The sequence below is a fragment of the Pseudomonas petrae genome, assembly GCF_021728295.1.
In the GTDB taxonomy this organism is placed as follows: Bacteria; Pseudomonadota; Gammaproteobacteria; order Pseudomonadales; family Pseudomonadaceae; genus Aquipseudomonas; species Aquipseudomonas petrae.
This window is the reverse complement of the sequence record NZ_JAKJXE010000013.1, coordinates 122,714-148,271: the sequence shown is the minus strand read 5'-3', so window position 1 is coordinate 148,271 and position 25,558 is coordinate 122,714. Positions and strand designations below refer to the sequence as shown.

Here is a 25,558-nt window from a genome sequence, read left to right as displayed (position 1 = left end):
TTGCGAAAGCAGATGGGGTTTTGTTTTTGTGCGCGAAAAAAACAAAGTTCGCGCCAAAAAAACCACCCGGTGGGGTGGTCTTCTTTCTAACACTGATTAGTCACCGCGATACACACAGCCGCTGGTGCATGTCTCGTGAATCCGTAGGGCGGACAACTCTGGCAGCAGCGGCTTCAACTCCTTCCAAATCCACTTCACCAGCACTTCACTGGTGGGGTTTTCCAGGCCGGGAATGTCGTTCAAGTAGTTATGGTCCAGGCGCTCGTACAGAGGCTTGAAGATTGTCTTGATCTCGGAGAAATCGCGGATCCAGCCAGTATGGGGATCGGGTTCGCCCTGCAGATAGATCGCTAAACGGAAAGAATGGCCGTGCAGACGCCCGCACTTGTGTCCGTCCGGCACGTGAGGGAGCCGGTGAGCGGACTCGAACGTAAATTCTTTAAAAATTTCCACGGTGATATAAGCCTTGAGAAGTGGCGATCGCCAGCGCGATAAATGCAAGCTGCGAGTTTATCAGTAATGGTTTAGCGAGTGACAGGCAGAACCTGACCACATGGTTAAACCAGGGGTTCCAGTCGTTGGCCGAGACGGCCCGTGTCGACGAGCTCTAGAAACTCATCCCCCAGCCGCTGACTGCTTTCCATTGCAGTACGCCAATACCGTTGCCGATCCGCATCCTTCCCGACGAACCGTTTGAAGTCGCTCCGATCAGGCAGTTTGCCGTAGGGCAGCGTAGCCAGGTACGCATTTGAGGGTGCCAGCAGCACGACGTCTTGAAGCCGAGTCTGGTCGCCTCTGCGCCATGGCAGCGCCTTGTCAAACCAGCCCGGAATGATTTTGTCAGTGAAGTGCGGATACAGCACGATGTCGCTTCCGCTGTACGGAAGATCCAAATGGTAGTCGAGGAGGCCGCCGTCGCGGAACATCCCTGCGCCGACACCGGGTATCTCTGGAACGCCCTCCATGACCATCGGAATGGAGCCAGACGCCAGCAATGCCTGCCGCAGGTTCAATGTGTCCAGTGGCAAGCAATTGGATGGGAAGTCAGTCAGTGGCAGGAGGGGAGGGGCGAGGCGTGGGTCATGCATGACCAGCCGTTCGAAATGCCGCGACAGGCGTGCGCGCCCGAGCAGGTTATCAGCGATAACGGCCCCCAGTCCCATACTCAAGCCCGCGCGGTGATCCCGCGCAAGCAAACCATGGCTTTTGACGATCATCACGTTCAGACGGTAATGGGGATTCGCCAGGACGTGTGCATCATCTGTCTGCAAAAGCGCGTCGAGCATCGTTACGCAGCTGCGGGTGACCTGCGCCATTGTCACGCCTTTGGCGAAACTCTGCTCGTTGTACAGGCGCCCAAGTCGCTGGATACCTGCGACTGGGTCCGGCAGGCATGCGCTTGCAAACCGCCACGAACCGATAGAAGCGCCAATCAACGAGCGCTCCCGTTGAGCCCTAGGCAGCCATTCGCCGAACAGCGCCAGATCCAGTCCCTGAATGCCCAGTGCTTTAGGGCCACCGGCTGCGCCAGGGATGATGCCGACATCTATCGGCGATAGACCATGTTCCCTGATCCGGGTCATCGCACGTCTGCCGGCCTTTATAGTCAATGCCGGGTATTTGATGTGAATGTTGCTCATGGCCTCTCCCAGGTCGGACAGGGGCAAGTATATCGTGGGCCCCCCTTTCATCCACCGGCGGCTCGCCGGGTAGTGGCACGTAGCCAGATAAATTCAGCTTCAATTAAGTTCGACCGCTTATGGTGGACTCCGTCAACAACCAGAACACTACGGAGATCCACCATGAAAATCCTGACAGCCCTTATCGCTGCCACTGCCCTCACCGCCACCGCCGGTTATGTCCAAGCCCGGGATTTAGGTCCTGATGAGGCGCTGAAACTGCGCGATGCAGGTACTATTCAATCCTTTGAAAAGCTCAACGCCGTCGCCTTGGCCAAGCACCCGAAATCCACCATCACTGACACCGAGCTGGAACAGGAATATGGCAAGTACGTTTACCAGATCGAACTGCGCGACGCGCAAGGTATGGAGTGGGACGTTGAAGTCGACGCCGTCAGCGGGCAGATCCTCAAAGACCATCAGGACGCCTGATGATCTCCAGTAAGCGTCCCGTCAAGCGATTCGTTTACTGTCTGGTGGCCGCATGTGCGGTCACTCCGAGCTTGGCGTGCCTGGCTCGGGACCTGAATCAGGACGAGGTGCTTGAGCTGCGCAGGAACGGCGTGATTCTGCCGCTTGAGCAGTTCATCGATCAGGCACTGGGGCGTTACCCCGGCTCCAAGCTGCTTGAAGCCGAACTTGAGGAAAAACACGGTGTGTTGGTGTATGAGATCGAGCTTCTCACCGCCGATCATGTCGTGCGCGAGCTGAAATTCGATGCCGGTGACAGCCGCCTGTTGCAAGACAAGGAAGACGATTGATGCGTTTGTTATTGGTTGAGGACCACGTTCCCCTGGCGGACGAGCTCATCAGCACGCTGGGTCGGCAGGGATACGCGATCGACTGGCTGACCGACGGCCGCGACGCCATTCATCAAGGCGCCATTGAGCCTTACGACCTGATCGTGCTCGATCTCGGTCTGCCGGGCATTCCCGGGCTTGAGGTTCTGCAGAAGTGGCGCTCGGCCGGGCTGTCCACCCCTGTACTCATTCTGACCGCGCGGGCTTCCTGGGCTGAGCGTATCGAGGGCCTCAAGGCCGGCGCCGACGATTATCTGACCAAGCCCTTTCATCCCGAGGAGCTGCAGCTGCGTATTCAAGCGCTGCTTCGCCGTGTCCGGGGTCTGGCTAATCAACCGAAACTCGAAGCTGCGGGCCTGCACCTGGACGAAGGCCGCCAGTGCGTCAGTCGCGGGGAGGAGGACATTCAACTGACGGCGGCGGAGTTTCGGCTGCTGCGTTATTTCATGCTGCACCCCGGGCAGATTCTCTCCAAGAGCCATCTGGCCGAGCACCTCTACGATGGGGAGAACGAACGGGACTCGAACGTGATTGAGGTCCACGTCAATCATTTGCGTCGCAAGCTTGGACGGGCCGTGGTCGAGACGCGGCGTGGCCAGGGTTATCGTTTTGCCGGGACAGGCGAATGAGGTCGATACAGCGACGCTTGAGTCTGGGCCTGATCAGTGTATTGCTGATTGTCGGACTGATCCTGGCGCAGATCAGCCTGTGGTTGTTTGAAGTGGGCTTGCAGCGTTATCTCGAGTCTGGCCTGCGCAATGAAAGCGAGCTGCTGCTGATAGCACTGGTTCGCGGCCCCGACGGCCTGCAACTCGATGAGCATCGGCTGTCGCCCGGTTATCAACGACCCTATTCCGGCCATTATTTCCAGATCAATTTCGACCAAGGGCACTGGCGCTCGCGCTCGCTCTGGGATCTGGAATTGCCACATCCCGGGCAGCCCGGTCTGCATGCCGATCTTGCCCTGGAAAAGACCGATCAATCGCTGTTGCTGCTGCACACCGATTATCGCAAGTTCGGGCAGACCATCTCCATCACCGTTGCCCAGGACTACACCCCGGTGCGAGACAGTTTCGCGCTCGTCCAGCGCATCGGTCTCGGATTGGGGTTGATGGCCCTGATATTGATTCTGGTGTTGCAGCGCGTCACGGTTCGCCGCGCCTTGCGCCCGCTGGAAAGGGCCAGAGAACAAATTTTCCAGCTGCAACAAGGCCAGCGCTCGCAACTCGACGAGCGAGTGCCGGTGGAGCTTGAGCCGCTAGTCGCGCAGATCAATCATCTGCTGGCCCACACCGAGGACAGTCTCAAGCGCTCCCGCAATGCCCTTGGCAATCTTGGCCACGCGCTGAAGACGCCGCTGGCCGTGCTGATGAGCCTGGCCGAAGGCGACAAACTGGCGGGCCATCCGCACGTGCGCGACACCTTGCGCGATCAGTTGCAGCACATTCAGCAGCGTCTTGAACGCGAGCTCAATCGGGCGCGGTTGTCAGGCGATGCCTTGCCTGGCGCGCGGTTTGATTGCGCTGCGGAGATACCCGGGCTGTTCTCCACATTGCGGATGATTCATGGCGAGCATCTGGAACTGAGCAGCGAGATCGCTGCGGCACTGTTCCTGCCGTGGGATCGTGAGGACATCCTCGAGTTGTTGGGCAACGTGATGGACAACGCCTGCAAGTGGGCCGACAGCCAGGTCAGGCTGACCATTGCCAAAGGCACTGAGGGCTACTGCCTGTTGATCGACGACGATGGCCCGGGCATCCCCTTGCAGCATCGCGATGAAGTGATCGGCCGTGGCAATCGTCTGGACGAGCAAGTGACCGGCCACGGTCTGGGCCTCGGCATCGTCAAGGACATCGTCGAGGCGTGGGACGGGCGCATTCAGTTGCTGGACAGCACCATGGGCGGGCTGCAAGTGCGCATCGATCTGCCCGAGCGAGTCAGCCCGCAACTGCCTGGGGCCGAAAGCGCGCGTCAACCCTCGTGACCTCAACTTTTTGTACGCCGGGCCGTTAACCGTAAAGGAGCCCCAACGGCGCAACGCACAAAAAACAAAAGGTCATGACTTCTATGCGGCCAAATCTCAAAGCCAAAGTACTTTCACTCGCAGTGCTCCCGGTCTTGGTGTTCGCACTGATCATCAGCGCCAGCACCGTCATGATGCTCCGTGAACAGGGCAAGCGCGAAGTCGAGGAAACCCGCCAGCACCTGCTCGCGGAGGCCAAAGCCACGTTGCAAAGTTACGTGGCTGTTGCGCTGGGCACCATCAAACCGCTGTATGACGCCTCGGCCCCGGGTGACATGGAAGCCCGCGCGAAAGTCATCAAAATGCTCTCCCAGGTCACCTACGCCAAGGACGGGTACTTCTTCGGCTACGACTCTCAGGCGGTGCGGCTGTTCAAGGGCAACAGCCCGGACGGCATCGGCAAGAGCTTCAAGGACGCCCGCGATCCAAAAGGCGTTTTTGTCAATGCCGGCCTCGTTGACGTGGCGAAAGCGGGTACTCATTACCTGGAATATTCCTCCGCGCTGCCGGGTTCGAGCGAACTCGTACCCAAACTGGGTTATACCGAGTACCTGCCGAAGTGGGACATGGCCTTCGGGTCGTCGATTAACCTGGACAACATCGATGCCAAGGTTCTGGAGCTGCAGAAGAATGTCGCCGAGCGCCGGCAGAACATGCTCGTCAGCATCATTGGCATCACGCTGCTGGTACTGGTGATTATTGCAGCGGTGGGCTTCTGGATCGCGGGCGGTATTCTGCGGCCGTTGCGCCTGATGAAAGCCAACCTTGATGACATCGCGGCCGGTGAGGGTGATCTGACCCAGCGTCTGGCGGTGACCTCCCAGGACGAACTTGGCGAGCTGGCCGGGTCGTTCAACCGTTTCGTCGACAAGATCCACGGGCTGGTCCGGCAAATAGCCGAAATGACGGCGCAGCTGACCGGGCTTGTGGGTGAGGTCACTGATCAGGCGCAACGTTCTGAGCAGGCGATGGAGCGTCAGCGTCATGAGACCGACCAGGTTGCCACGGCGATCAATCAGATGTCGGCTGCGGCCCAGGAAGTCGCGAAAAGTGCCCAGGGCGCTTCGGTTGCGGCGCAGCAAACCGATGCCGAAGGTCAGGCGGCCAAGCGTGTGGTCGACGGCAGTATTCAGCAGATTCACGCGCTGGTGAACGACATCCGCCACAGCGGCACCTCGCTGGACAGCCTGCAAAATGATGTGACGTCCATTGTCGGCGTGCTCGGAGTGATTCGATCCATCGCCGATCAGACCAATCTCTTGGCCCTCAACGCCGCCATCGAAGCCGCGCGTGCCGGTGAAGCGGGCCGCGGGTTTGCGGTGGTGGCCGATGAAGTCCGCGCGCTGGCTAGCCGTACGCAGCAAAGCACTCAGGAAATTCAGGGCATGATCGACCGCTTGCAGCAGGGCACCCAAGGCGCGGTGCAGGCGATGCGACGCTCGAGCGAGGCGGGCGACGGGACATCCGCGCGCGCCAACGAAGCCGGCGCGTCGCTGGACACGATCGGCCAACTGATTGGTACCATCAACGCCATGAACGCGCAGATTGCCAGCGCCGCAGAGGAGCAGACGGCCGTGGCGGAAGAGATCAATCGCAGCGTCCACCAGATCGCAGTAGCGGTCGAAAGCGTGGCTGATGAAACCCGCCACAGCGCCTCCACGTCACGCAACCTCACGGAGCTGAATCAGCGGCTCGGCCAGCTGGTCCGGCAGTTCAGAATCTAGACGTGGTTGGCCTGGCGCAGGGCCCGCCGCTCGCGCTTCTTCCATGTGCCTTGCACGTCAGGCGCGGCACTCCTGGGGTGATTGACGGACTAAGCATCAGGCCGTGTGCTTGACGCGGCTTAATGACATGGAAGAAACATGAACGAAACCGCGCTGCAAAATAAAACCCTATTGCTGTTACTGGTGCTGGTGACCATCGCGTTCATCTGGATTCTGCTGCCTTTCTATGGCGCGGTGTTCTGGGCGGTGATCCTCGGGATCATCTTCGCGCCACTGCAACGCCGTCTGCTGGCCCGCCTTGGCTGGCAGCGCAACCTGACCTCTTTGTGCACGCTGATGATTTGTCTGGTCATCGCGATTCTGCCGGTGATCGTCATCGCGGCGCTGATGGTTCAGGAGGGGGCGACGCTTTACAAGAATGTGGAAAGTGGCCAGCTTGATATCGCCAAGTACCTGGCTGAGTTCAAAGTGCTGCTGCCGCCCTATGTGCAGCATTGGCTTGATCGCCTGGGCATGGGAGATTTCAACGGGCTGCGCGACAAGATCGCGAAAGGCGCGATGCAGGGCAGCAACTACCTGGCCACGCAGGCGTTCAGCTTCGGGCAGGGGACATTCGATTTCGTCGTCGGTTTTTTCATCATGTTGTACTTACTGTTCTTTTTTCTGCGTGACGGTCAGGAGCTGACCCGCAAGATCCGCATCGCGATTCCGCTGACTGAGCCGCAGAAGCGTCGTTTGCAGTTGAAATTTACCCGGGTCGTCCGCGCTACGGTGAAGGGCAACATCGTGGTGGCGGTGACTCAGGGCGCGCTGGGCGGGTTTATTTTCTGGGCATTGGATATCCCGAGCGCCTTGCTCTGGGCGGTGATGATGGCGTTTCTGTCGTTGCTGCCGGCGGTGGGGGCGGGGATTGTCTGGGCGCCGGTTGCACTGTACTTCCTGCTCAGCGGCATGATCTGGCAGGGCGTGGTGTTGGGGCTGTTCGGGGTGTTTGTGATCGGGCTTGTGGATAACGTGTTGCGCCCGATCCTGGTGGGCAAAGACACGCGGATGCCCGATTACCTGATTCTGATTTCGACACTGGGCGGGATGGCGGTGTTCGGGTTGAACGGGTTTGTGATCGGGCCGATGGTGGCGGCGTTGTTTATGTCGACGTGGGCTTTGTTTACCGGCGATAAGAAAACCGTTCGATTGCCCGGTTAGCGTGTGCTTCTAAGATCAAGATCTAAAGCGTCTGCCTAACGGCAGACATTTCGCCTTCGGCGACTTACTTTTGAAAAGCACCAAAAGTAAGCAAAAGTGCCTGCTCTCGGTTGGGCCCGACTTCGTCGGGTTCCCTCTCTCCGGCAACGCTCCGTGGTCCCGCCGCCATCCGCCATCCATGGCGGGGGGCGGCTCTCGCGGCATCCATGCCGCTCGGCCCACTGCGCGAAACCTCCGTTCAGCCTGCACCCAAGTCGCGATTGATGTCGTCTGGGCTTTTTGTGTACGAAGATCAACGGCAACGGCAACGGCAACGGCAACGGCAACGGCATCTGCGGCCTGCTTGTTCGAGAAGAGTCCTTCGGCGTGATGAAGATTCTCTGTAGGAGCGCGCTTGCCCGCGAATTGCGGTGGGTCAGCGGCATCTGTGTGGCTGACAGGACGCCATCGCGGGCAAGCGCGCTCCTACAGTGAATGTGCATGCGGTCAGTAGGACCGGCTTTAGCCGGGAAGCCGTTGATCGGCCTTTGATTTGCTTTTGATCTTCATACGCAAAAAGCCCAGCCACCGCCAATCGCGACTTTGGTGCAGGCTGAACGCAGGTTTTGCGCAGTGGGCCGAGCCGCATGGATGCGGCGAGAGCGCCGTCAGGACATGGATGTCCGTTCGGCGCGGGCCCACGGAGCAAGACCGGAGTGAGGGTATTCCGACGAAGGAGGAACCAAACCGAGAGCAAGCACCCTTGGTTACTTGGGGTGCTTTTCCAAGTAACTCGCCGAAGGCGAAACGTCTGCCCTGAGGCAGACCTACTAAATTAAAGCCATAAAAAACCCTGCTCGAAGGCAGGGTTTTTTGTGCATCACTCAATCATCACAAACCAGCATGGCCCACCAGGGTCAGCAGCGGTTGCGGGTACACGCCGAGGAAGAACGCCAGCAGCGTAATCCCCAACAGCATCACGCCACCTGCACGCTGCGCCCAGTTGAACGGGGCGTCGTGGCGCTGGATCTTCGAGTCTTGCAGAAACAGCGTCACCATCACGCGCAGGTAATAGAAGACACCGATGGCGCTGCCCACGACCAGCGAACCGGTCAGCCACCACAGGTGCGCCTCGACGCCTGTTGCGATGATGTAGAACTTGCCGATGAAGCCAGTCGTCAGCGGGATGCCCGCCAGGGACAGCATCATCACGGTCAGCACCGCCGTCAGGTACGGACGACGCCAGAACAGGCCACGGTATTCGAACATCGCATCGGCATCGCGGCCGCTGTAGGGCGACGACATCAACGTGACCACGCCGAATGCGCCCAGGCTGGTCAGCACGTAGGTGACCAGATAAACGTTGATCGCCTCGACCGCCATGCCCTTGCTCGCCACCATCGCGATCATCAGATAGCCGAAGTGCGCAATGGACGAATAACCCAGCAGACGCTTGAGGTTGTTCTGAGTCAGGGCCAGCAGGTTACCGACCAGGATCGACGCCACGGCGATGACCGACATCACGTCCGTCAGCACACCACTGGTGGCCGCCGGGGAGATCTGGAACAGGCGAACCAGCACGCCGAACACCGCAACCTTACTGGCTGTGGCGAGGAAAGCCGCTACCGGGGCAGGGGCGCCTTCGTACACGTCCGGTGTCCACAAGTGGAACGGCACCAGCGACAGCTTGAAGCCCAGACCCACCAGCATCATGCCCAGGCCCAGACTTGCGATCGGGCTTGGCATGCCGGTGGCCGCGATGGCCTTGCCGATCTCGCTGAAACCCAGGCTGCCGGATTCGGCGTACAGCAGCGCCATACCGAACAGCAGGAACGCCGAGCCGGCGGCCGACAGCACCATGTACTTGATGCCGCCTTCCAGCGAACGCTTGTTGAAGAACGCGTAAGCCACCAGACCGTAGACCGGCACCGACAGCAGTTCCAGGCCGATGAACAGGCTCGCCAGGTGTTGCGCGGCGACCAGCACCAGCCCACCGGCCGCAGCCATGAGGATCAGCAGGTAAAGTTCTTCGCGGTTGCCCGGGTAGCCCGCCTTGCCTTCACCCAGGTAGGCGTGAGCCAGGGTGACGCAGGCCAGCGTCGACACCAGGATAATGCCCATGTAGAGGCAGGCGAAGCTGTCGATCTGCAGCAATGGCGTGACCACCAGCGGCGCAACTTTCAGCGCCGGGTAGATGGACAGCAAAGCCAGGTTGAGTCCCGCTACCGTCAGCAGGAATGATTGCGAGTGATTGCGACGCCATGCGATGCCCAGCATCACCACCACAATGGTGATGCTGGTAATCAGCAGCGGCGCCAGCGCAATAAAGTGTTGAATCGTCAGGTCCATAGCGCTCTTACCGGGCCGAAGCGAGTTGAGTGAAGGCGGTGCCGAGCCATTGCTGCACGCCATGCATGGTCGCCGAAGAGGTGTCGAGGATCGGTTGCGGGTACACGCCCAGCAGAATCAACAACACCGCCAGACCCAGCACCATGATCAATTCCCGACCGTCCATGCCTTTATAGACCGCGTCGGATTTGGCCGGACCGAAGTAGGCGCGGTGGATCATGATCAGCGAGTAGACAGAACCGAACACCAGACCGGACGTCGCGATGGCGGTGATCCACGGTGCGCTGACAAAACTACCGATCAGGATCAGGAATTCACCGACGAAGTTACCGGTGCCGGGCAGGCCCAGCGACGCAGCGGCGAAGAACAGGCTGATGGCCGGCAGGTAAGCGATTTTGCTCCACAACCCACCCATTTCACGCATGTCGCGGGTGTGCAGACGCTCGTACAACTGGCCGCTGAGGATAAACAGCGCGGCCGCCGACAGACCGTGAGCGAGCATCTGCACGACAACGCCTTGCAGCGCCTGCTGGCTGCCGGAGTAGATGCCGATCAGCACGAAGCCCATGTGCGAAACGCTGGAAAACGCGATCAGACGCTTGATGTCAGTCTGGGCGAAGGCCAGGAAGGCACCGTAGAAGATACCGATCAGACCCAGCACCATGGCAATCGGCGCAAACTCTGCCGAAGCATTCGGGAACAGCGGCAGGGCAAAGCGCAGCAGACCATATGCAGCGGTCTTCAGCAGGATGCCCGCCAGGTCCACGGAACCTGCGGTCGGCGCCTGGGCGTGAGCGTCAGGCAGCCAGGAATGCAGCGGCACGATCGGCAGCTTCACCGCGAAGGCGATGAAGAAGCCCAGCATCAGGATGTATTCGGTGCTGTGGGACAGTTTGGTTTTCAGCAGGTCCGCGTAACCGAAGGTGATCACGCCGGTCTGGTTGAAGTGCACCAGCACCAGGCCCAGGATCGCCACCAACATGATCAGGCCGCTGGCCTGAGTGAAGATGAAGAACTTGGTCGCTGCGTAGATCCGGGTCTTCTTGCCGTCCGCCGAGCTGTGACCCCAGAGCGCGATGAGGAAGTACATCGGCACCAGCATCATTTCCCAGAAGAAGAAGAACATGAACAGGTCGATGGCGAGGAACACGCCGACGACGCCGCCCAGGATCCACATCAGGTTCAGGTGGAAGAAGCCGACGTTACGCTGGATCTCTTTCCACGAGCAGAGTACCGAGAGGACACCCAGCAGGCCGGTCAACAGAATCATCAGCAGGGACAGGCCATCGAGCGCCAGGTGCACGCTGATGCCGAAGCGCTGGATCCACTGGAGCTTGAATTCAAGGGCCCAGGTCGGATCGGCGCCCGGAGCCGGAGCGTAGGTAAACGTACCGGTGCTCCAGACCCACAGGCCCAGAATCGTCTCGAGGGACATGGTCAACAGCGCAATCCAGCGCGGCAGGGTAGGGCCGAAGCGCTCACCTTGCCAGCACAGCAGGCCGCCGATGAAGGGGATCAGGATTAGCCAAGGCAGAATCATGACGGGCTCAATTCCTTTCGCAAAGTCGCAAGGTTCATGTCAGATCGACTCATCAGACCAGCACAATCGCGCCGAGTACCAGTACGGCACCTGCGGCGATCGAAGCGGCGTACCAGCGGAGCTGACCGGTTTCGGTGCGGGTCATCAAGCCGTTGCCAGCTTTGACCAGACGCGGAATCAGGCCAATTGTGTGGTCGAGCGGGTCGCCACGCAGGGTGCGGCTGATCGCCAGGTAAGGTTTGACGAACAGCACGTCATACACCCAGTCGAAGCCCCAGGCCGCAAACCACCATGCGGACAGGAAACGACCCGGACCACTGTTGGCGATGGCCGTTGCAAGACGACGCTTGCCGAGGAACAGCACCGCCGCCAGCAGGATACCGGCCAGGGCGATGGCGCCCGAGGCGATTTCCAGGCTGTGCTTGGCTTCGCCGCCGGCATGGCCCGCGCTTTCCGGCAGTACGCCGGCCAGTGGCGGATGAATCCAGGCGCCAATGAACGTCGACAGCACGATCAGCACACCCAGCGGCAACCAATGGGAAATCCCGTGGCCGGCGTGGGCTTCGGTCTTCGCTTCGCCGTGGAAGGCGATGAAGATCAGGCGGAAGGTGTACAGCGAGGTCATGAACGCACCGACCAGACCTGCGTACAGCAGGTACTGATGGCCGCTGGCGAACGCTTCCCAGAGGATTTCGTCCTTGGAGTAGAAGCCCGCTGTGACCAGTGGCAAGGCCGACAGCGCTGCGCCGCCGACAATGAAGCTGGCATAGGCCAGTGGCAGTTTCTTCCACAGGCCGCCCATCTTGAAGATGTTCTGCTCGTGGTGGCAGGCAACGATCACCGCACCGGACGCGAGGAACAGCAGCGCCTTGAAAAAGGCGTGGGTCATCAGGTGGAAGATCGCGCCGTCCCATGCACCCACACCCAGCGCCAGGAACATGTAGCCGATCTGGCTCATGGTCGAGTAGGCGAGGATACGTTTGATATCGGTCTGCACCAGTGCCGCGAAACCCGCCAGTACCAGGGTCACGCCGCCGACGATGCCTACCAGATGCAGGATGTCCGGCGCCAGGATGAACAGGCCGTGAGTCCGTGCGATCAGGTAAACACCTGCCGTTACCATCGTTGCGGCGTGGATCAGTGCCGACACCGGGGTAGGACCGGCCATCGCGTCCGCCAGCCAGGTCTGCAGCGGCAGTTGCGCGGATTTACCGACAGCGCCGCCCAGCAGCATCAGCGTGGCCAGAACGATCCAGAAGTCACCGACCTTGAAGTGCTGTGGCGCGCGAACGAGCAGTTCCTGAATGTTTAGCGTGCCCAGTTGCTGGAACAGAATGAACAAGCCGATGGCCATGAACACGTCGCCGATGCGCGTGACGATGAAGGCTTTCAGTGCCGCGTTGCCGTTGTTGCGGTTGCTGTAATAGAAACCGATCAACAGGTACGAGCACAGGCCCACGCCTTCCCAACCGAAGTAGATGAACAGCAGGTTGTCGCCCAGGATCAGGAACAACATGCTGGCAATGAACAGGTTGGTGTAGGCGAAGAAACGCGAGTAGCCGTCTTCACCGCGCATGTACCACGAGGCGAACAGATGGATGAGGAAGCCGACGCCGACCACCACACCGAGCATGGTGATGGACAGGCCATCGACATACAGGGCGAAGTTGGGCTCGAAGCCGTCCACCGACATCCAGCGCCACAGCACCATGGTCAAGTGACCGCCTTCTGGTGGTGAGACGTTGAATTGCCAGATCACGTACGCGGCAACGATGGCCGACAGGCCAATAGAACCCACGCCGATCAGGGCTGAGAGGTTTTCCGACCATTTGCCGCGCGAGAACGACAGCAGCAGGAAACCGATCAGGGGGAATACGAAAGTCAGAAAGAGTAGGTTCATCCGCGCATCTCGCTGGCAGCGTCGATATCGAGCGTGTGGAAGCGGCGATACAGTTGCAGCAGGATCGCCAGGCCAATGCTGGCCTCGGCTGCGGCAAGGCTGATCACCAGAATGAACATGATCTGGCCGTCAGGCTGCGCCCAACGGCTGCCCGCGACGACAAAGGCCAGCGCGGCTGCGTTCATCATGATTTCCAGGCTCATCAACACGAACAGAATGTTGCGGCGTACCAAGAGGCCCGCCAGGCCGAGGCAGAACAGGATGCCGGCGACAGCCAGACCATGTTCCAGAGGGATTGCTGAGTTCATGGCTTTACTCCTTCGCCTCATTGCGGCCGACATGGAACGCCGTCACGGCTGCCGCAAGCAGCAGCATCGAGGCGAGTTCGACAACCAGCAGGTAAGGGCCAAACAGGCTGATGCCGACCGCTTTGGCGTCCACCGTGGTGTGACCGATAGAGGCGCCGGTGGAGTTGGCAAACAGCACGTAGATCAATTCCGCCAGGAGCAGGCCGCCCAGCAGAATCGGGCCGAGCCAGATGCCGGGTTTGAGCCAGGCGCGTTCTTGTTGAACCGAGGCCGGGCCCAGGTTCAGCATCATCACCACGAAGACGAACAGCACCATGATGGCGCCCGCGTAAGCGATGACTTCCAGGGCACCGGCAAAAGGTGCGCCGAGGCTGAAGAAGGTCATGGCCACGGCGATCAGCGAAATGATCAGGTAGAGCAGGGCGTGCACCGGGTTCGTGTTGGTGATCACCCGAAGGGTGGCCACCACAGCGATGCCGGATGCGAAATAGAAAGCGAATTCCATCTTTCTTCCTTAAGGCAGCAAGCTCTTGACGTTGATGGGCTGGGCTTCGTTCTGTGCATCGCCTTTCGGCTTGCCGGCGATGGCCATCCCCGCAACGCGGTAGAAGTTGTAATCAGGGTTCTTGCCGGGGCCGGAGATCAGCAGATCTTCCTTCTCGTACACCAGATCCTGACGTTTGAACTCGGCCATCTCGAAATCCGGTGTCAGCTGGATCGCGGTGGTCGGGCAAGCTTCCTCACACATGCCGCAGAAGATGCAACGCGAGAAATTGATGCGGAAGAACTCCGGGTACCAACGACCGTCGTCGGTCTCGGCCTTCTGCAGCGAGATGCAACCCACCGGGCACGCCACGGCGCACAGGTTGCAGGCCACGCAGCGCTCTTCGCCGTCGGGGTCGCGGGTCAGGACGATGCGGCCACGGTAGCGCGGCGGCAAATACACCTGCTCTTCCGGATATTGCAGGGTGTCACGCTTACGGAAGCCATGGCCGAAGACCATGATCAGGCTGCGCAGTTGGGTACCCGTACCCTTAACGATGTCGCCAATATATTTGAACATGGGTCAAATCCTCACTGAGCCGCCAGGACGACCGCAGCGGTCACCAGCAAATTGATCAGGGTCAGTGGCAAGCAGAACTTCCAGCTGAAATCCATCACCTGGTCATAACGCGGACGAGGGATCGAGGCACGCAACAGGATGAACAGCATGATGAAGAAAGCGGTTTTCAGGGCAAACCACATGAACGACAGTTGCGGCAGGATATCGAACGGGCCGTGCCAGCCACCGAAGAACAGCGTTACCAGCAGCGCCGATATCAGGATGATGCCGATGTACTCACCGACGAAGAACATGCCCCACTTCATGCCGGCGTATTCAATATGGTAACCGTCGGCCAGTTCCTGTTCCGCTTCCGGCTGGTCGAACGGGTGACGGTGAGTCACGGCGACGCCAGCGATGAAGAACGTACAGAAACCGAAGAACTGCGGAATGATGAACCACAGGTGATCGGCCTGGTACTTGACGATGTCGCCCATGTTGAACGAACCGACTTGCACCACGATGCCCATCAGCGACAGGCCGAGGAACACTTCGTAGGACACGGTCTGCGCCGAGGCACGCAAGCTGCCCAGCAGGGCATACTTGTTGTTCGATGACCAACCGGCGAACAGCACCGCATAGACCGACAGACCGGCCATGGCGAAGAAGAACAGCAGGCCGATGTTCAGGTCGGCAACCACCCAGGTCTGGGTGACCGGGATCACCGAGAACGCGATCAACAGCGCGCTCATGGCCACCACCGGCGCCAGGGTGAAGATCACCCGGTCAACGAAGGGCGGGTTCCAGTCTTCTTTAAAGAACATCTTCAGCATGTCGGCAGCAATCTGGAACATGCCGAACGGACCCACGCGGTTCGGACCGTAACGGTCCTGCCACCAGCCCAGCAGACGGCGTTCGACGAAGCTGAGCAGCGCGCCGCAGACCACCACGGCGAGCAGCACCACGATGGCCTTGACCACAGCGATGATCGAGTCGATCACTTCAGGGGTGAACCAGGTCATTGAGCGGCCTCCTGCAGTGCTTCGACCGTTTTGCCGAACAACGCCGGAGGAATGCCGGTCAGACCGGACGGCAATGCCACCAGGCCTGCGCCCAGTTCTTCGCTGATGCGCAGCGGCAGACGCAGGGTCTGGCCGGCCACGGTCAGGCTGAGCAGTGCGCCGTCGTTGACGCCCAGACGGTCGGCTTCGGACTTGGCCAAGGCTACATAGGCCTGCGGAATGCGCTCTTGAACCGGCGCGGCTTTGGAGGAGGTCTCCTCGCTGCCGAACAAGTGATAGAACGGCACGACCTGCCAGGTCCCTTGAGCGGGGGCGAAGGCGCGTGGGACGTTGGCGAACCAGCCCAGCTTGTCGCCACTGCTTTCGATCAGGCGTACGCCCGGATCGCCAGCACGCAGGTGACCACCGACTTCGTCCTGGAACTTGTTCCACGCTTGTGGCGAGTTCCAGCCCGGCGACCAGGCGAACGGCACCTGGGAGCGCGGTTCGGCAGAGCCCGAATAACCTTCCATCGAGAACGCGAACGCGGTGTCCTTGTCCTGCGGCGTGCGCGGTTCGTGCACGCTGATGTTGGCGCGCATCGCGGTCCGGCCGCTGTAACGCAGCGGTTCGCGGGCCAGTTTCAGACCCTTGATGCGGAAGGAAGCAGATGGCGCGGCACCGACAATGCCGGCCAGTTGCGGATTGCTCGCAGCGCAGGCAGCGGTGACGTGGTCGAGCTGAGTCCAGTCAACTGGCTGATTCAACAGGGTGGCGCGCAGGGCATGCAGCCAGCGCCAGCCTTCGTGAACCAGAATGCTCGCGTCCAGATAAGTCGGGTCGAACACCTGGAAGAAGCGCTGGGCGCGGCCTTCCTGGCTGACCAGCGTACCGTCGCCTTCGGCAAAGCTTGCGGCCGGCAGCACCAGATGCGCTCGGTCAGAGGTCGCGGTCTTCTGATGATCGGCAACGATCAGCACTTTGGCGGCCTTCAATGCAGCCTCGACCGTCGCAGCGTCAACGCGGGTGAACAAGTCGTTTTCCAGCACGACGATGGCGTCGGCCTGGCCCGAAATCACAGCCTGCAACGCAGCGTCAACCGAGCCGCCACCGAACAGGGTCAGACCCATGCTGTTGGCTTCCGGCACGATCAGGCTCAGCGAACCCTGCTTGTCGCGCAGCTTCAAGGCTTTGGCGATGTTCGCCGCGGCTTCGATCAGCGCGTTCGAGCCCAGCGAGGCGCCGGACACGATCAGTGGACGTTTGGCTTCGAGCAATGCCGCCGCAATGCGTTCGGCCAGCTCCAGCGCTTCGCTGTCCAGACCGACAACGGCCGGGGCGCTCGGGTCGATGGCGTGGGCCACGGCGAAACCGATGCGCGCCAGGTCGTCGGGCGCAGCGTGCACGCACTCTTCGGCAATGTCGTCGAGGCGGGTGTCGGTCAGGCTGGCGATGAACAGCGGGTTCATCTCGTGCTGGCCGATGTTCTTCACCGCAGCGTCGAGCCATGGCTGGACTTTCATCGCAGCGGCCATGTCTTCGGCTTTATTCTTCACCGACTGACGCAGGCCGAGGGCCATGCGTGCAGCGGTCTGGGTGACGTCTTCGCCAAGGATGAACACGGCGTCGTGCTCTTCGATTTCGCGCATCGTCGGGATCGGCAGCGGGCTGTCTTTCAATACCTGAGCGATCAGGCGCAGACGCTCCAGCTCACCGGCTTCGATGCCCGAGTAGAAGTGCTCGGCACCGACCAGCTCGCGCAGGGCGAAGTTGCTTTCCAGGCTGGCGCGCGGCGAACCGATGCCGACGATATTGCGCCCGCGCAGCAGGTCAGCCGCTTTATCCAGCGCAGCGTCCAGGCCCAGCTTGATGCCTTCGGCCAGCGGCTGACGTGGACGGTCCGTGCGGTTGACGTAGCCATAACCGAAACGGCCACGGTCGCAGAGGAAATACTGGTTCACCGAACCGTTATAGCGGTTCTCGATACGGCGGATTTCGCCATAACGCTCGCCCGGGCTGATGTTGCAACCGCTTGAGCAGCCGTGGCAGATGCTCGGCGAAAACTGCATGTCCCATTTCCGGTTGTAGCGCTCGGAGTGGGTCTTGTCGGTGAACACACCGGTCGGGCAGACCTCGGTGAGGTTGCCGGAGAACTCGCTTTCCAGGGTGCCGTCTTCAACGCGACCGAAGTACACGTTGTCGTGGGCGCCGAACACGCCGAGGTCAGTACCGCCGGCGTAGTCCTTATAAAAGCGCACGCAGCGATAGCAGGCGATGCAGCGGTTCATCTCGTGTGCGATGAACGGCCCCAGTTCCTGATTCTGGTGGGTGCGTTTGGTGAAGCGATAGCGGCGCTCGTTGTGGCCGGTCATCACCGTCATGTCCTGCAAATGACAGTGACCGCCTTCCTCGCAGACCGGGCAGTCGTGCGGGTGGTTGGTCATCAGCCATTCGACGACGCTGGCGCGAAACGCCTTGGATTCGTCGTCTTCGATGGAGATCCAGGTGTTGTCAGTGGCGGGCGTCATGCAGGACATGACGATACGACCACGGGTGTCGTTCTCGTCGGTGTACTGCTTGACCGCGCACTGGCGACAGGCGCCAACACTGCCAAGTGCCGGATGCCAGCAGAAATAAGGGATGTCGAGGCCCAGCGACAGACATGCCTGTAACAGGTTGTCTGCGCCATCGACTTCGAGCGCTTTGCCGTCTACGTGGATAGTGGCCATGGTTCAAAGTTCTTCGTTGGCCCGGTGTCAGCGGGCGTGGCTAATGGAATCTCGGTGCTACCCGACTTAAACAGCCTGTCAAGGCGTCATCGGGTACGAAGTCGGCTGCCTTATTGGCTGCCGACTTTTTATCTTGTTATGCGCCAACCACCGTCGGGCTGCTGACTTGAGTCAGGCTGCCCGGACGTGCCGGGGCAATACCTGCTTCGAACTCAGACCGGAAATACTTGATGGCGGCGCCCAGCGGTTCCACGGCGCCCGGTGCGTGAGCACAAAATGTCTTGCCAGGGCCGAGGAAGTTAACCAGGCCCAGCAGCGTCTCGATATCGCCCGGTTGACCCTCGCCTTTTTCGATGGAACGCAGGATTTTCACGCTCCACGGCAAGCCGTCTCGGCACGGTGTGCAGAAGCCACACGACTCCTGGGAGAAGAACTCTTCCAGGTTGCGCATCAGCGAGACCATGTTGACCTTGTCATCAACAGCCATCGCCATGCCGGTACCCATCCGGGTGCCGACCTTGGCCACGCCGCCGGCGTAGAACTGGCAATCCAGGTGCTCAGGAAGCAGGAAGCCTGTGCCTGCACCACCGGGTTGCCAGCACTTGAGCTTGAAGCCGTCACGCATGCCGCCCGCGTAGTCTTCGAACAACTCGCGTGCCGGCAAGCCGAATGGCAATTCCCACAGGCCCGGGTTCTTCACCTTGCCGGAGAAACCCATGATCTTGGTGCCCATGTCTTCGCTGCCCGGACGCGCGATGGCTTTGTACCAATCGTTGCCGTTGTTGACGATGGCCGGGACGTTGCACAGGGTTTCGACGTTGTTAACGCAGGTCGGCTTGCCCCACACGCCCACAGCGGCGGGGAAGGGCGGCTTGGAACGCGGGTTGGCGCGACGGCCTTCCAGGGAGTTGATCAGCGCGGTTTCTTCGCCGCAGATATAACGCCCGGCGCCGGTGTGCACGATCAGTTCGAAATCAAAGCCGGTGCCGAGGATGTTCTTGCCCAGCAGGCCGGCCGCTTCGGCCTCTTTCACCGCACGGCGCAGGTGCACCGCCGCGGTGGTGTATTCACCGCGCAGGAAGATGTAACCGCGGTAGGCCTTCAGTGCGCGAGCGCTGATCAGCATGCCTTCAACCAGTAGATGGGGCAGTTGCTCCATCAGCATGCGGTCCTTCCAGGTGTTCGGCTCCATCTCATCGGCGTTACACAGCAGGTAACGGATGTTCATGGATTCGTCTTTGGGCATCAGCCCCCACTTCACGCCCGTGGGGAAGCCCGCGCCGCCGCGACCCTTGAGGCCGGAATCTTTGACGGCCTGGACGATTTCGTCAGGCGACAGCGTCCCGAACGCTTTGCGCGCCGCTGCATAACCGTCTTTTTTCTCATATTCATCGAGCCACACCGGCTCGCCGTCATCGCGCAGACGCCAGGTCAGCGGATGGGTTTCCGGGGCGCGGGTGATGAGGTTGGCGGGGCCGAAGGAAGTGATGGTCATACGTAACCCTCCAGCAGCGGCGCGACGCCCGCGGGCTGCAGATTGCCGAAAGTATCGTCGTCGATCATGACCGCCGGCGCTTTGTCGCAGTTGCCGAGGCAGCAGGCCGGCAACAGTGTGAAGCGGCCGTCGGCGGTTGTCTGGCCCAGGCCGATGCCCAGCGTGCTCTGAATCTCGCCGACGATGTCTTCGTGACCGGCGATGAAGCAGACCATGCTGTTGCAGACGCGAATGATGTGGCGGCCCACCGGCTGACGGAAGATCTGGCTATAGAACGTCGCCACGCCTTCAACGTCGCTGGCGGGGATGCCCAGCACTTCGCCGATCGCGTAGATCGCGCCGTCCGGCACCCAACCGCGTTCCTTCTGAACGATCTTCAGGGCTTCGATCGACGCCGCGCGCGGGTCTTCGTAGTGATGCATTTCGTGCTCGATGGCCGAGCGCTCGGATTCGCTCAGGGCGAAACGGTCTGTCTGGATAAGCGTGCTATTCATGCTTAGCGGTCCACGTCGGCCATAACGAAGTCGATACTACCCAGGTACGCAATCAAGTCCGCGACCATGCTGCCTTTGATCACCGAAGGGATCTGCTGCAGGTGCGGGTAGCTTGGGGTGCGAATCCGGGTACGGTAGCTCATGGTGCCGCCGTCGCTCGTCAGGTAATAACTGTTGATGCCCTTGGTCGCTTCGATCATCTGGAAGGATTCGTTGGCCGGCATGACCGGGCCCCACGAGACCTGCAGGAAGTGCGTGATCAGGGTTTCGATGTGCTGCAGGGTTCGCTCTTTCGGCGGCGGCGTGGTCAGCGGGTGATCCGCCTTGTACGGGCCGGCCGGCATGTTGCGCATACACTGCTCGATGATTTTCAGGCTCTGGCGCATCTCTTCGACGCGCACGATGCAGCGATCGTAGGCGTCGCCATCGTGGGCCAGAGGCACTTCGAATTCGAAGTTCTCGTAGCCCGAATACGGACGCGCCTTGCGCAGGTCGAAGTCCAGACCGGTCGCCCGCAGGCTAGGCCCGGTGACGCCCCATTCCAGCGCTTCCCTGGTGTTGTACGCGGCAACGCCGACGGTACGACCTTTAAGAATGCTGTTTTGCAGCGCCGCCTTGGTGTATTCGTCCAGACGCTTGGGCATCCAGTCGATGAAGTCCTTGACCAGTTTCTCCCAGCCGCGCGGCAGGTCGTGGGCAACGCCGCCGATGCGGAACCAGGCCGGGTGCAGACGGAAACCGGTGACGGCTTCGATCACGGTGTAGGCGCGCTGACGGTCGGTGAACGTGAAGAACACCGGGGTCATGGCGCCCACGTCCTGGATGTACGTCCCCAGGAACAGCAGGTGGCTGGTGATGCGGAAGAACTCGGACATCATGATGCGGATGACGTTGACCCGATCCGGCACGGTGATGCCGGCCAGTTTCTCGACCGAGAGCACGTACGGCAGGTTGTTCATCACGCCGCCGAGGTAATCGATGCGGTCGGTGTACGGAATGTAGCTGTGCCAGGACTGGCGCTCGGCCATTTTCTCGGCGCCACGGTGGTGGTAACCGATGTCCGGCACGCAGTCGACGATCTCTTCGCCGTCCAGCTGCAGGATGATGCGGAACGCACCGTGGGCCGAAGGGTGGTTCGGGCCCAGGTTGAGGAACATGTAATCCTCATTGGTGCCGGAACGTTTCATGCCCCAGTCTTCCGGACGGAAACGCGCGGCTTCCTCTTCCAGTTGCTGCTTGGCGAGGGTCAGGCTGTACGGGTCGAACTCGGTGGCGCGGGCCGGGAAGTCCTTGCGCAGCGGGTGACCTTCCCAGGTCGGCGGCATCATGATGCGGGTCAGGTGCGGGTGGCCCGGGAAGTCGATCCCGAACATGTCCCACACTTCACGCTCGTACCAGTTGGCGTTCGGCCAGATGCCGGTCACGGTCGGCATGCTCAGATCGCTTTCGGAGAGCGCGACCTTGATCATCACGTCACTGTTACGTTCTATCGACATCAGGTGATAGAACACGGTGAAATCAGCATCCGGCAAACCACGGCGCTTGGTGCGCAGGCGTTCATCGACGCCGTGCAAGTCGTAAAGCATCACGTACGGCTTGGGCATCTGACGCAGGAAGGTCAGGATTTCGATCAGCCGGGCACGTTGCACCCACAGCACGGGCATGCCAGTGACAGTGGACTGGGCGGTGAAGGCTTCAGCGCCAAAACGGTTATGGAGTTCAACGACGACCTCTTGGTCGTCAGCCTTGTGAGGCGGGATGTACAGAGCGGTGTCTGCAGTCATAGGTCTCGATCGCTATCGGTCAACGTACAGAATGAACCCAGGTTCAGGCTTCTTTTTGTAAAAGAAAAACTGGATCAGACTTCGTCGGGGCTGCGCAGGTTTGTCACCGCAATACGCTGTTCGCGGCGCTGTTCCTTCTGCGACGGCATCTCGGCGCGATAAACGCCCTGGTCACCGACGACCCAGGAAAGGGGACGACGCTCCTGGCCAATGGATTCCTGCAACAGCATCAAGCCTTGCAGAAATGCCTCTGGACGGGGCGGGCAGCCGGGCACGTAAACATCCACAGGGAGGAATTTATCCACGCCCTGAACCACGGAATAGATGTCGTACATGCCACCGGAGTTGGCACAGGCGCCCATGGAGATGACCCACTTGGGCTCCAGCATTTGCTCATAGAGGCGCTGGATGATCGGAGCCATCTTCAGAAACGGTGTGCCGGCGATCACCATGAAATCCGCTTGACGCGGCGAGGCCCGGATCACTTCGGCGCCGAAGCGCGCGATGTCGTGGGGCGCCGTGAAGGCGGTGGTCATTTCCACATAGCAGCACGAAAGACCGAAGTTGTACGGCCAGAGGGAGTTCTTGCGACCCCAGTTGACGGCACCATTCAGTACGTCTTCAAGCTTGCCCATGTAGATGTTTTTGTGGACTTGGTCTTCTAACGGATCGGAAACGACTTCGCGTTCGCCGATGGGGTACTGCTCGTTAGGAGCATCCGGGTCGATCCTGGTGAGATTATATTGCATTGCCAAAGCCTCATTGTTTTAGCTTCGCCTGCCGGTTACGACGACCAACGGGAGCCCAATCGAGCGCCCCTACCCGCCATAGGTAGACAAGACCTGCCAACAGAATTGCTATGAAAACGAGCGCTTCGGCGAAGCCGGTCCAGCCGCTTTCGCGGACGGACACAGACCAGGCGTACAGAAAGAGGGCTTCAATGTCGAATATCACGAAGAGCATCGCGACCAGATAGAATTTTGCCGAGAGCCGCAGACGGGCGCCGCCGGTGGGCAGCATGCCGGATTCGAACGGTTCGTTTTTGCTGCGGCCCCAGGCCTTGGAACCCAGCAGGCTGGAAAGACCGAGCATGAAGGCGCAGAGGCCGACGACACCAAGGAGAAACACGGCGAAGCCCCAATTGTGGGCAATCAATCCTGTCGAGTCGGGCATGCTGGCAGTCCTTAACAGAGAGCAAAGGTCTCTGGGCTTGAAAGAAGTAGAAGCAGTGACGATATGTCGCAGCGCGATCAATCCCGGGATTTTATGTGCAAAAGGAGGGCAAGTAAATTTTCTGCATCAAATTTATTCGCAGGATTAATGAGATAGGTCACGGTTTTCATGCGTAGCCCCAGCAGGGACGGGCGTGGAAGAGGGTTTGGAGAAATATGTTTCTTACGACGGGTCGACAGTTTGGCTGAGCTTAAATGATAATAAATATCATTTGGCGGCTGTGTTTGATGTGTGTCACTGGAACGTGACGAAGTTCCCGTTTAATTAACCGGGAGAAGAAGCCGGCATTAATTGTGTGATTAATTAACTTTTACGCGCTGATTTGAGTTTTCTATCGTTAACAGTTGACGGGCAACGTAGGTTAAATCGGCCACCGTCATCAGAAAACCGCCCGAAGGCGGCCTCTGAAATCACACCGTGTAGTGGCTTAATGGAACTGTTCTTCTTCCGTCGAACCGGTCAGTGCGGTCACTGAAGATTTACCGCCCTGAATCACCGTGGTCATGTCATCGAAGTAACCGGTGCCCACTTCCTGCTGGTGCGCCACGAACGTGTAGCCCTTGGCGGCGTCGGCAAACTCCTGCTCTTGCAGTTTCACGTAGGCAGTCATGTCGTTGCGGGCGTAGTCATGGGCCAGGTTGAACATGCTGTGCCACATGTTGTGGATGCCTGCCAGCGTGATGAACTGATGCTTGTAGCCCATTGCCGACAGCTCGCGCTGGAATTTGGCGATGGTCGCGTCGTCCAGGTTCTTCTTCCAGTTGAAGGAAGGCGAGCAGTTGTAGGACAGCAGCTGATCCGGGTATTCCTTCTTGATCGCTTCGGCGAAGCGACGGGCCTCGTCCAGATCCGGCTTGGCGGTTTCGCACCAGATCAGATCGGCATACGGCGCGTACGCCAGGCCACGGGAAATCGCCTGGTCCAGACCGGCGCGTACTTTATAGAAGCCTTCCGGCGTGCGAGTCCCGGTCACGAACGGCTGGTCGTACGGGTCGCAGTCCGAAGTCAGCAGGTCCGCAGCGTTGGCGTCGGTGCGCGCCAGAATGATGGTCGGCACGCCGGCAACGTCAGCAGCCAGACGTGCGGCCACCAGTTTCTGTACGGCTTCCTGGGTTGGAACCAGAACCTTGCCGCCCATGTGGCCGCATTTTTTCACCGAGGCCAGTTGATCTTCGAAGTGCACGCCCGCAGCGCCTGCCTCGATCATGCTCTTCATCAGCTCGTAAGCGTTGAGCACGCCCCCGAAACCGGCTTCAGCGTCGGCCACGATCGGCGCGAAGTAGTCGATATAGCCTTCGTCGCCAGGGTTCTTGCCGGCTTTCCACTGGATCTGGTCGGCGCGGCGGAACGCGTTATTGATGCGCTTGACCACGGTCGGCACTGAGTCGACCGGGTACAGCGACTGATCGGGGTACATCGATTCGGCGGAGTTGTTGTCCGCCGCGACTTGCCAGCCAGACAGGTAAATCGCCTGGATACCGGCTTTGACTTGTTGCACGGCCTGGCCACCGGTGAGGGCACCCATGCAGTTGACGAAATCCTTGTCGGGACGGAAGGAAGGCTTGGCGCCCTGAGTCACCAGGTTCCACAGCTTGTCAGCGCCCAGCTTTGCAAACGTGTGTTCAGGCTGGACCGAGCCACGCAGGCGGACGACGTCAGCAGCGGAGTAGGTGCGGGTTACGCCTTTCCAGCGTGGATTCTCGGCCCAGTCTTTCTCGATGGCTGCAATGTGTTGTTCGCGTGTCAGTGCCATGGGGTAAACCTCGTTGCTTGGTGTTGTGGGTCTTGAGGTGAAGCTCCTTGCTTCGCCGGCGCCGGTGTTTCTTCAAGGCGCACTGATGGCTGCTCGCTGAATCGGAACGCATGGTTTCTCGGTCAGATTTTTTCGCCATCAGGATGATGAGGCGATGAAGCTGCCTTTTGGGCGGAAATGACGTTAATCGGCGCGAACGTGTTGAGTTCGAGCGCGATCAGGAGGCGTTCTGCACAACCTCCGATCAGCGGGAGCGAGGCCATCATGCCTCGGCGCTTTTGCCTCGTCAAATACTTTGTAGTGCTTTTTTGGTCGCACTACATATTTCGTCCGACGCGACCGGGTGGTCAGTTTCGGGCGTGCGGGTGCTGGAAAGGGCAAGTCAGCGTGGGTACTGGGTGGTCACTGGATTAGGACAGGATGTAGTGCCGGATCGGGCACTACATAATTGATGAGGTTGCTGAGTGTTCGGGCCGTCTGATGAGCCAGTGTCGTGCGCAAAAGCTGTAAGAGCCGGCTTGC

General features: G+C 60.1%; 23 protein-coding genes. 6 read left to right on the top strand and 17 right to left on the bottom strand.

All coding sequences use genetic code 11. The features are described from left to right. Positions 1 to 96 precede the first annotated feature (96 nt). Together queD and L4G42_RS21155 are read right to left on the bottom strand one after the other, a co-directional pair. Entirely contained in the window at positions 97 to 453 is a 357-nt protein-coding gene (queD, locus tag L4G42_RS21160; protein WP_237252282.1) for a 6-carboxytetrahydropterin synthase QueD, read from the bottom strand. A gap of 104 nt (positions 454 to 557) precedes the next feature. Further along, positions 558 to 1,640, bottom strand: coding sequence for a patatin-like phospholipase family protein (locus L4G42_RS21155; RefSeq protein WP_237252283.1), 1,083 nt, complete (start codon positions 1,638 to 1,640; stop codon positions 558 to 560). A gap of 162 nt (positions 1,641 to 1,802) precedes the next feature. On the opposite strand from L4G42_RS21155, the gene L4G42_RS21150 reads away from it, so the two are divergent. The 6 genes from L4G42_RS21150 to L4G42_RS21125 all read left to right on the top strand — a co-directional run bounded on the left by L4G42_RS21150 (position 1,803) and on the right by L4G42_RS21125 (position 7,429). Next, a complete protein-coding gene (locus L4G42_RS21150; protein ID WP_237252284.1) occupies positions 1,803 to 2,111 on the top strand; it encodes a PepSY domain-containing protein in 309 nt (102 codons plus the stop codon). Further along, positions 2,111 to 2,440: a PepSY domain-containing protein gene (locus tag L4G42_RS21145; RefSeq protein ID WP_237252285.1), complete on the top strand. Its 330-nt coding sequence runs from the start codon at positions 2,111 to 2,113 to the stop codon at positions 2,438 to 2,440. Before L4G42_RS21150 ends, L4G42_RS21145 begins: the two co-directional genes overlap by 1 nt. After that, positions 2,440 to 3,108, top strand: a complete 669-nt coding sequence (locus L4G42_RS21140) for a response regulator transcription factor (RefSeq protein ID WP_237259766.1) — start codon at positions 2,440 to 2,442, stop codon at positions 3,106 to 3,108. The genes L4G42_RS21145 and L4G42_RS21140 overlap by 1 nt, the downstream gene beginning before the upstream one ends. Further along, positions 3,105 to 4,463 (top strand): ATP-binding protein, encoded by a 1,359-nt coding sequence (locus L4G42_RS21135; protein WP_237252287.1) that lies wholly within the window; start codon positions 3,105 to 3,107, stop codon positions 4,461 to 4,463. The genes L4G42_RS21140 and L4G42_RS21135 overlap by 4 nt, the downstream gene beginning before the upstream one ends. A gap of 83 nt (positions 4,464 to 4,546) precedes the next feature. Continuing rightward, a complete protein-coding gene (locus L4G42_RS21130) occupies positions 4,547 to 6,226 on the top strand; it encodes a methyl-accepting chemotaxis protein (RefSeq protein ID WP_237252288.1) in 1,680 nt (559 codons plus the stop codon). Between the two features lie 138 nt (positions 6,227 to 6,364). Then, positions 6,365 to 7,429, top strand: coding sequence for an AI-2E family transporter (locus L4G42_RS21125; protein WP_237252289.1), 1,065 nt, complete (start codon positions 6,365 to 6,367; stop codon positions 7,427 to 7,429). 870 nt (positions 7,430 to 8,299) lie between these two features. Here L4G42_RS21125 and nuoN read toward each other — a convergent pair. The 15 genes from nuoN to L4G42_RS21050 all read right to left on the bottom strand — a co-directional run bounded on the left by nuoN (position 8,300) and on the right by L4G42_RS21050 (position 25,302). Then, on the bottom strand, positions 8,300 to 9,757 hold the full coding sequence (gene nuoN, locus L4G42_RS21120) for an NADH-quinone oxidoreductase subunit NuoN (RefSeq protein WP_237252290.1): 1,458 nt from the start codon (positions 9,755 to 9,757) through the stop codon (positions 8,300 to 8,302). Positions 9,758 to 9,764: 7 nt separating this feature from the next. Next, positions 9,765 to 11,297 carry an NADH-quinone oxidoreductase subunit M gene (nuoM, locus tag L4G42_RS21115; RefSeq protein ID WP_237252291.1) on the bottom strand — a complete coding sequence of 511 codons (1,533 nt, stop codon included), beginning with the start codon at positions 11,295 to 11,297 and terminating at the stop codon, positions 9,765 to 9,767. Between the two features lie 52 nt (positions 11,298 to 11,349). Then, positions 11,350 to 13,197, bottom strand: a complete 1,848-nt coding sequence (gene nuoL, locus L4G42_RS21110) for an NADH-quinone oxidoreductase subunit L (RefSeq protein ID WP_237252292.1) — start codon at positions 13,195 to 13,197, stop codon at positions 11,350 to 11,352. After that, positions 13,194 to 13,505, bottom strand: coding sequence for an NADH-quinone oxidoreductase subunit NuoK (gene nuoK, locus L4G42_RS21105; RefSeq protein WP_065989117.1), 312 nt, complete (start codon positions 13,503 to 13,505; stop codon positions 13,194 to 13,196). The genes nuoL and nuoK overlap by 4 nt, the downstream gene beginning before the upstream one ends. A gap of 4 nt (positions 13,506 to 13,509) precedes the next feature. Next, a complete protein-coding gene (nuoJ, locus tag L4G42_RS21100; RefSeq protein WP_037008804.1) occupies positions 13,510 to 14,010 on the bottom strand; it encodes an NADH-quinone oxidoreductase subunit J in 501 nt (166 codons plus the stop codon). 9 nt (positions 14,011 to 14,019) lie between these two features. Beyond that, a complete protein-coding gene (nuoI, locus tag L4G42_RS21095; protein ID WP_037008808.1) occupies positions 14,020 to 14,568 on the bottom strand; it encodes an NADH-quinone oxidoreductase subunit NuoI in 549 nt (182 codons plus the stop codon). An 11-nt stretch (positions 14,569 to 14,579) separates the two neighbouring features. Next, positions 14,580 to 15,569 (bottom strand): NADH-quinone oxidoreductase subunit NuoH, encoded by a 990-nt coding sequence (gene nuoH, locus L4G42_RS21090; protein ID WP_037008811.1) that lies wholly within the window; start codon positions 15,567 to 15,569, stop codon positions 14,580 to 14,582. Further along, positions 15,566 to 18,277, bottom strand: coding sequence for an NADH-quinone oxidoreductase subunit NuoG (gene nuoG / locus L4G42_RS21085; protein WP_237252294.1), 2,712 nt, complete (start codon positions 18,275 to 18,277; stop codon positions 15,566 to 15,568). Before nuoG ends, nuoH begins: the two co-directional genes overlap by 4 nt. Positions 18,278 to 18,413: 136 nt before the next feature. Continuing rightward, positions 18,414 to 19,772 (bottom strand): NADH-quinone oxidoreductase subunit NuoF, encoded by a 1,359-nt coding sequence (gene nuoF / locus L4G42_RS21080; RefSeq protein ID WP_237261181.1) that lies wholly within the window; start codon positions 19,770 to 19,772, stop codon positions 18,414 to 18,416. Next, positions 19,769 to 20,266 (bottom strand): NADH-quinone oxidoreductase subunit NuoE, encoded by a 498-nt coding sequence (nuoE, locus tag L4G42_RS21075; RefSeq protein WP_237252296.1) that lies wholly within the window; start codon positions 20,264 to 20,266, stop codon positions 19,769 to 19,771. The genes nuoF and nuoE overlap by 4 nt, the downstream gene beginning before the upstream one ends. 2 nt (positions 20,267 to 20,268) lie before the next feature. Then, on the bottom strand, positions 20,269 to 22,050 hold the full coding sequence (gene nuoC, locus L4G42_RS21070) for an NADH-quinone oxidoreductase subunit C/D (protein ID WP_237252297.1): 1,782 nt from the start codon (positions 22,048 to 22,050) through the stop codon (positions 20,269 to 20,271). A gap of 74 nt (positions 22,051 to 22,124) precedes the next feature. Then, positions 22,125 to 22,799 (bottom strand): NuoB/complex I 20 kDa subunit family protein, encoded by a 675-nt coding sequence (locus L4G42_RS21065; protein WP_065989126.1) that lies wholly within the window; start codon positions 22,797 to 22,799, stop codon positions 22,125 to 22,127. Positions 22,800 to 22,809: 10 nt separating this feature from the next. Next, complete coding sequence (locus tag L4G42_RS21060) at positions 22,810 to 23,223, bottom strand: NADH-quinone oxidoreductase subunit A (RefSeq protein WP_037008823.1); 414 nt, start codon at positions 23,221 to 23,223, stop codon at positions 22,810 to 22,812. A 487-nt stretch (positions 23,224 to 23,710) separates the two neighbouring features. After that, positions 23,711 to 25,036: an isocitrate lyase gene (gene aceA / locus L4G42_RS21055; protein ID WP_237252298.1), complete on the bottom strand. Its 1,326-nt coding sequence runs from the start codon at positions 25,034 to 25,036 to the stop codon at positions 23,711 to 23,713. 122 nt (positions 25,037 to 25,158) lie between these two features. Then, a complete protein-coding gene (locus L4G42_RS21050) occupies positions 25,159 to 25,302 on the bottom strand; it encodes a hypothetical protein (RefSeq protein WP_237252299.1) in 144 nt (47 codons plus the stop codon). Positions 25,303 to 25,558: the final 256 nt, after the last annotated feature.

Coding starts and splice junctions, on each gene's coding strand:
- L4G42_RS21155 (WP_237252283.1), bottom strand. CDS start 1,640: ATGAGCAACATTCACATCAAATACCCGGCATTGACTATAAAGGCCGGC.
- L4G42_RS21150 (WP_237252284.1), top strand. CDS start 1,803: ATGAAAATCCTGACAGCCCTTATCGCTGCCACTGCCCTCACCGCCACC.
- L4G42_RS21145 (WP_237252285.1), top strand. CDS start 2,111: ATGATCTCCAGTAAGCGTCCCGTCAAGCGATTCGTTTACTGTCTGGTG.
- L4G42_RS21140 (WP_237259766.1), top strand. CDS start 2,440: ATGCGTTTGTTATTGGTTGAGGACCACGTTCCCCTGGCGGACGAGCTC.
- L4G42_RS21135 (WP_237252287.1), top strand. CDS start 3,105: ATGAGGTCGATACAGCGACGCTTGAGTCTGGGCCTGATCAGTGTATTG.
- L4G42_RS21130 (WP_237252288.1), top strand. CDS start 4,547: ATGCGGCCAAATCTCAAAGCCAAAGTACTTTCACTCGCAGTGCTCCCG.
- L4G42_RS21125 (WP_237252289.1), top strand. CDS start 6,365: ATGAACGAAACCGCGCTGCAAAATAAAACCCTATTGCTGTTACTGGTG.
- nuoN (WP_237252290.1), bottom strand. CDS start 9,757: ATGGACCTGACGATTCAACACTTTATTGCGCTGGCGCCGCTGCTGATT.
- nuoM (WP_237252291.1), bottom strand. CDS start 11,297: ATGATTCTGCCTTGGCTAATCCTGATCCCCTTCATCGGCGGCCTGCTG.
- nuoL (WP_237252292.1), bottom strand. CDS start 13,197: ATGAACCTACTCTTTCTGACTTTCGTATTCCCCCTGATCGGTTTCCTG.
- nuoK (WP_065989117.1), bottom strand. CDS start 13,505: ATGAACTCAGCAATCCCTCTGGAACATGGTCTGGCTGTCGCCGGCATC.
- nuoJ (WP_037008804.1), bottom strand. CDS start 14,010: ATGGAATTCGCTTTCTATTTCGCATCCGGCATCGCTGTGGTGGCCACC.
- nuoI (WP_037008808.1), bottom strand. CDS start 14,568: ATGTTCAAATATATTGGCGACATCGTTAAGGGTACGGGTACCCAACTG.
- nuoH (WP_037008811.1), bottom strand. CDS start 15,569: ATGACCTGGTTCACCCCTGAAGTGATCGACTCGATCATCGCTGTGGTC.
- nuoG (WP_237252294.1), bottom strand. CDS start 18,277: ATGGCCACTATCCACGTAGACGGCAAAGCGCTCGAAGTCGATGGCGCA.
- nuoF (WP_237261181.1), bottom strand. CDS start 19,772: ATGACCATCACTTCCTTCGGCCCCGCCAACCTCATCACCCGCGCCCCG.
- nuoE (WP_237252296.1), bottom strand. CDS start 20,266: ATGAATAGCACGCTTATCCAGACAGACCGTTTCGCCCTGAGCGAATCC.
- nuoC (WP_237252297.1), bottom strand. CDS start 22,050: ATGACTGCAGACACCGCTCTGTACATCCCGCCTCACAAGGCTGACGAC.
- L4G42_RS21065 (WP_065989126.1), bottom strand. CDS start 22,799: ATGCAATATAATCTCACCAGGATCGACCCGGATGCTCCTAACGAGCAG.
- L4G42_RS21060 (WP_037008823.1), bottom strand. CDS start 23,223: ATGCCCGACTCGACAGGATTGATTGCCCACAATTGGGGCTTCGCCGTG.
- aceA (WP_237252298.1), bottom strand. CDS start 25,036: ATGGCACTGACACGCGAACAACACATTGCAGCCATCGAGAAAGACTGG.
- L4G42_RS21050 (WP_237252299.1), bottom strand. CDS start 25,302: ATGATGGCCTCGCTCCCGCTGATCGGAGGTTGTGCAGAACGCCTCCTG.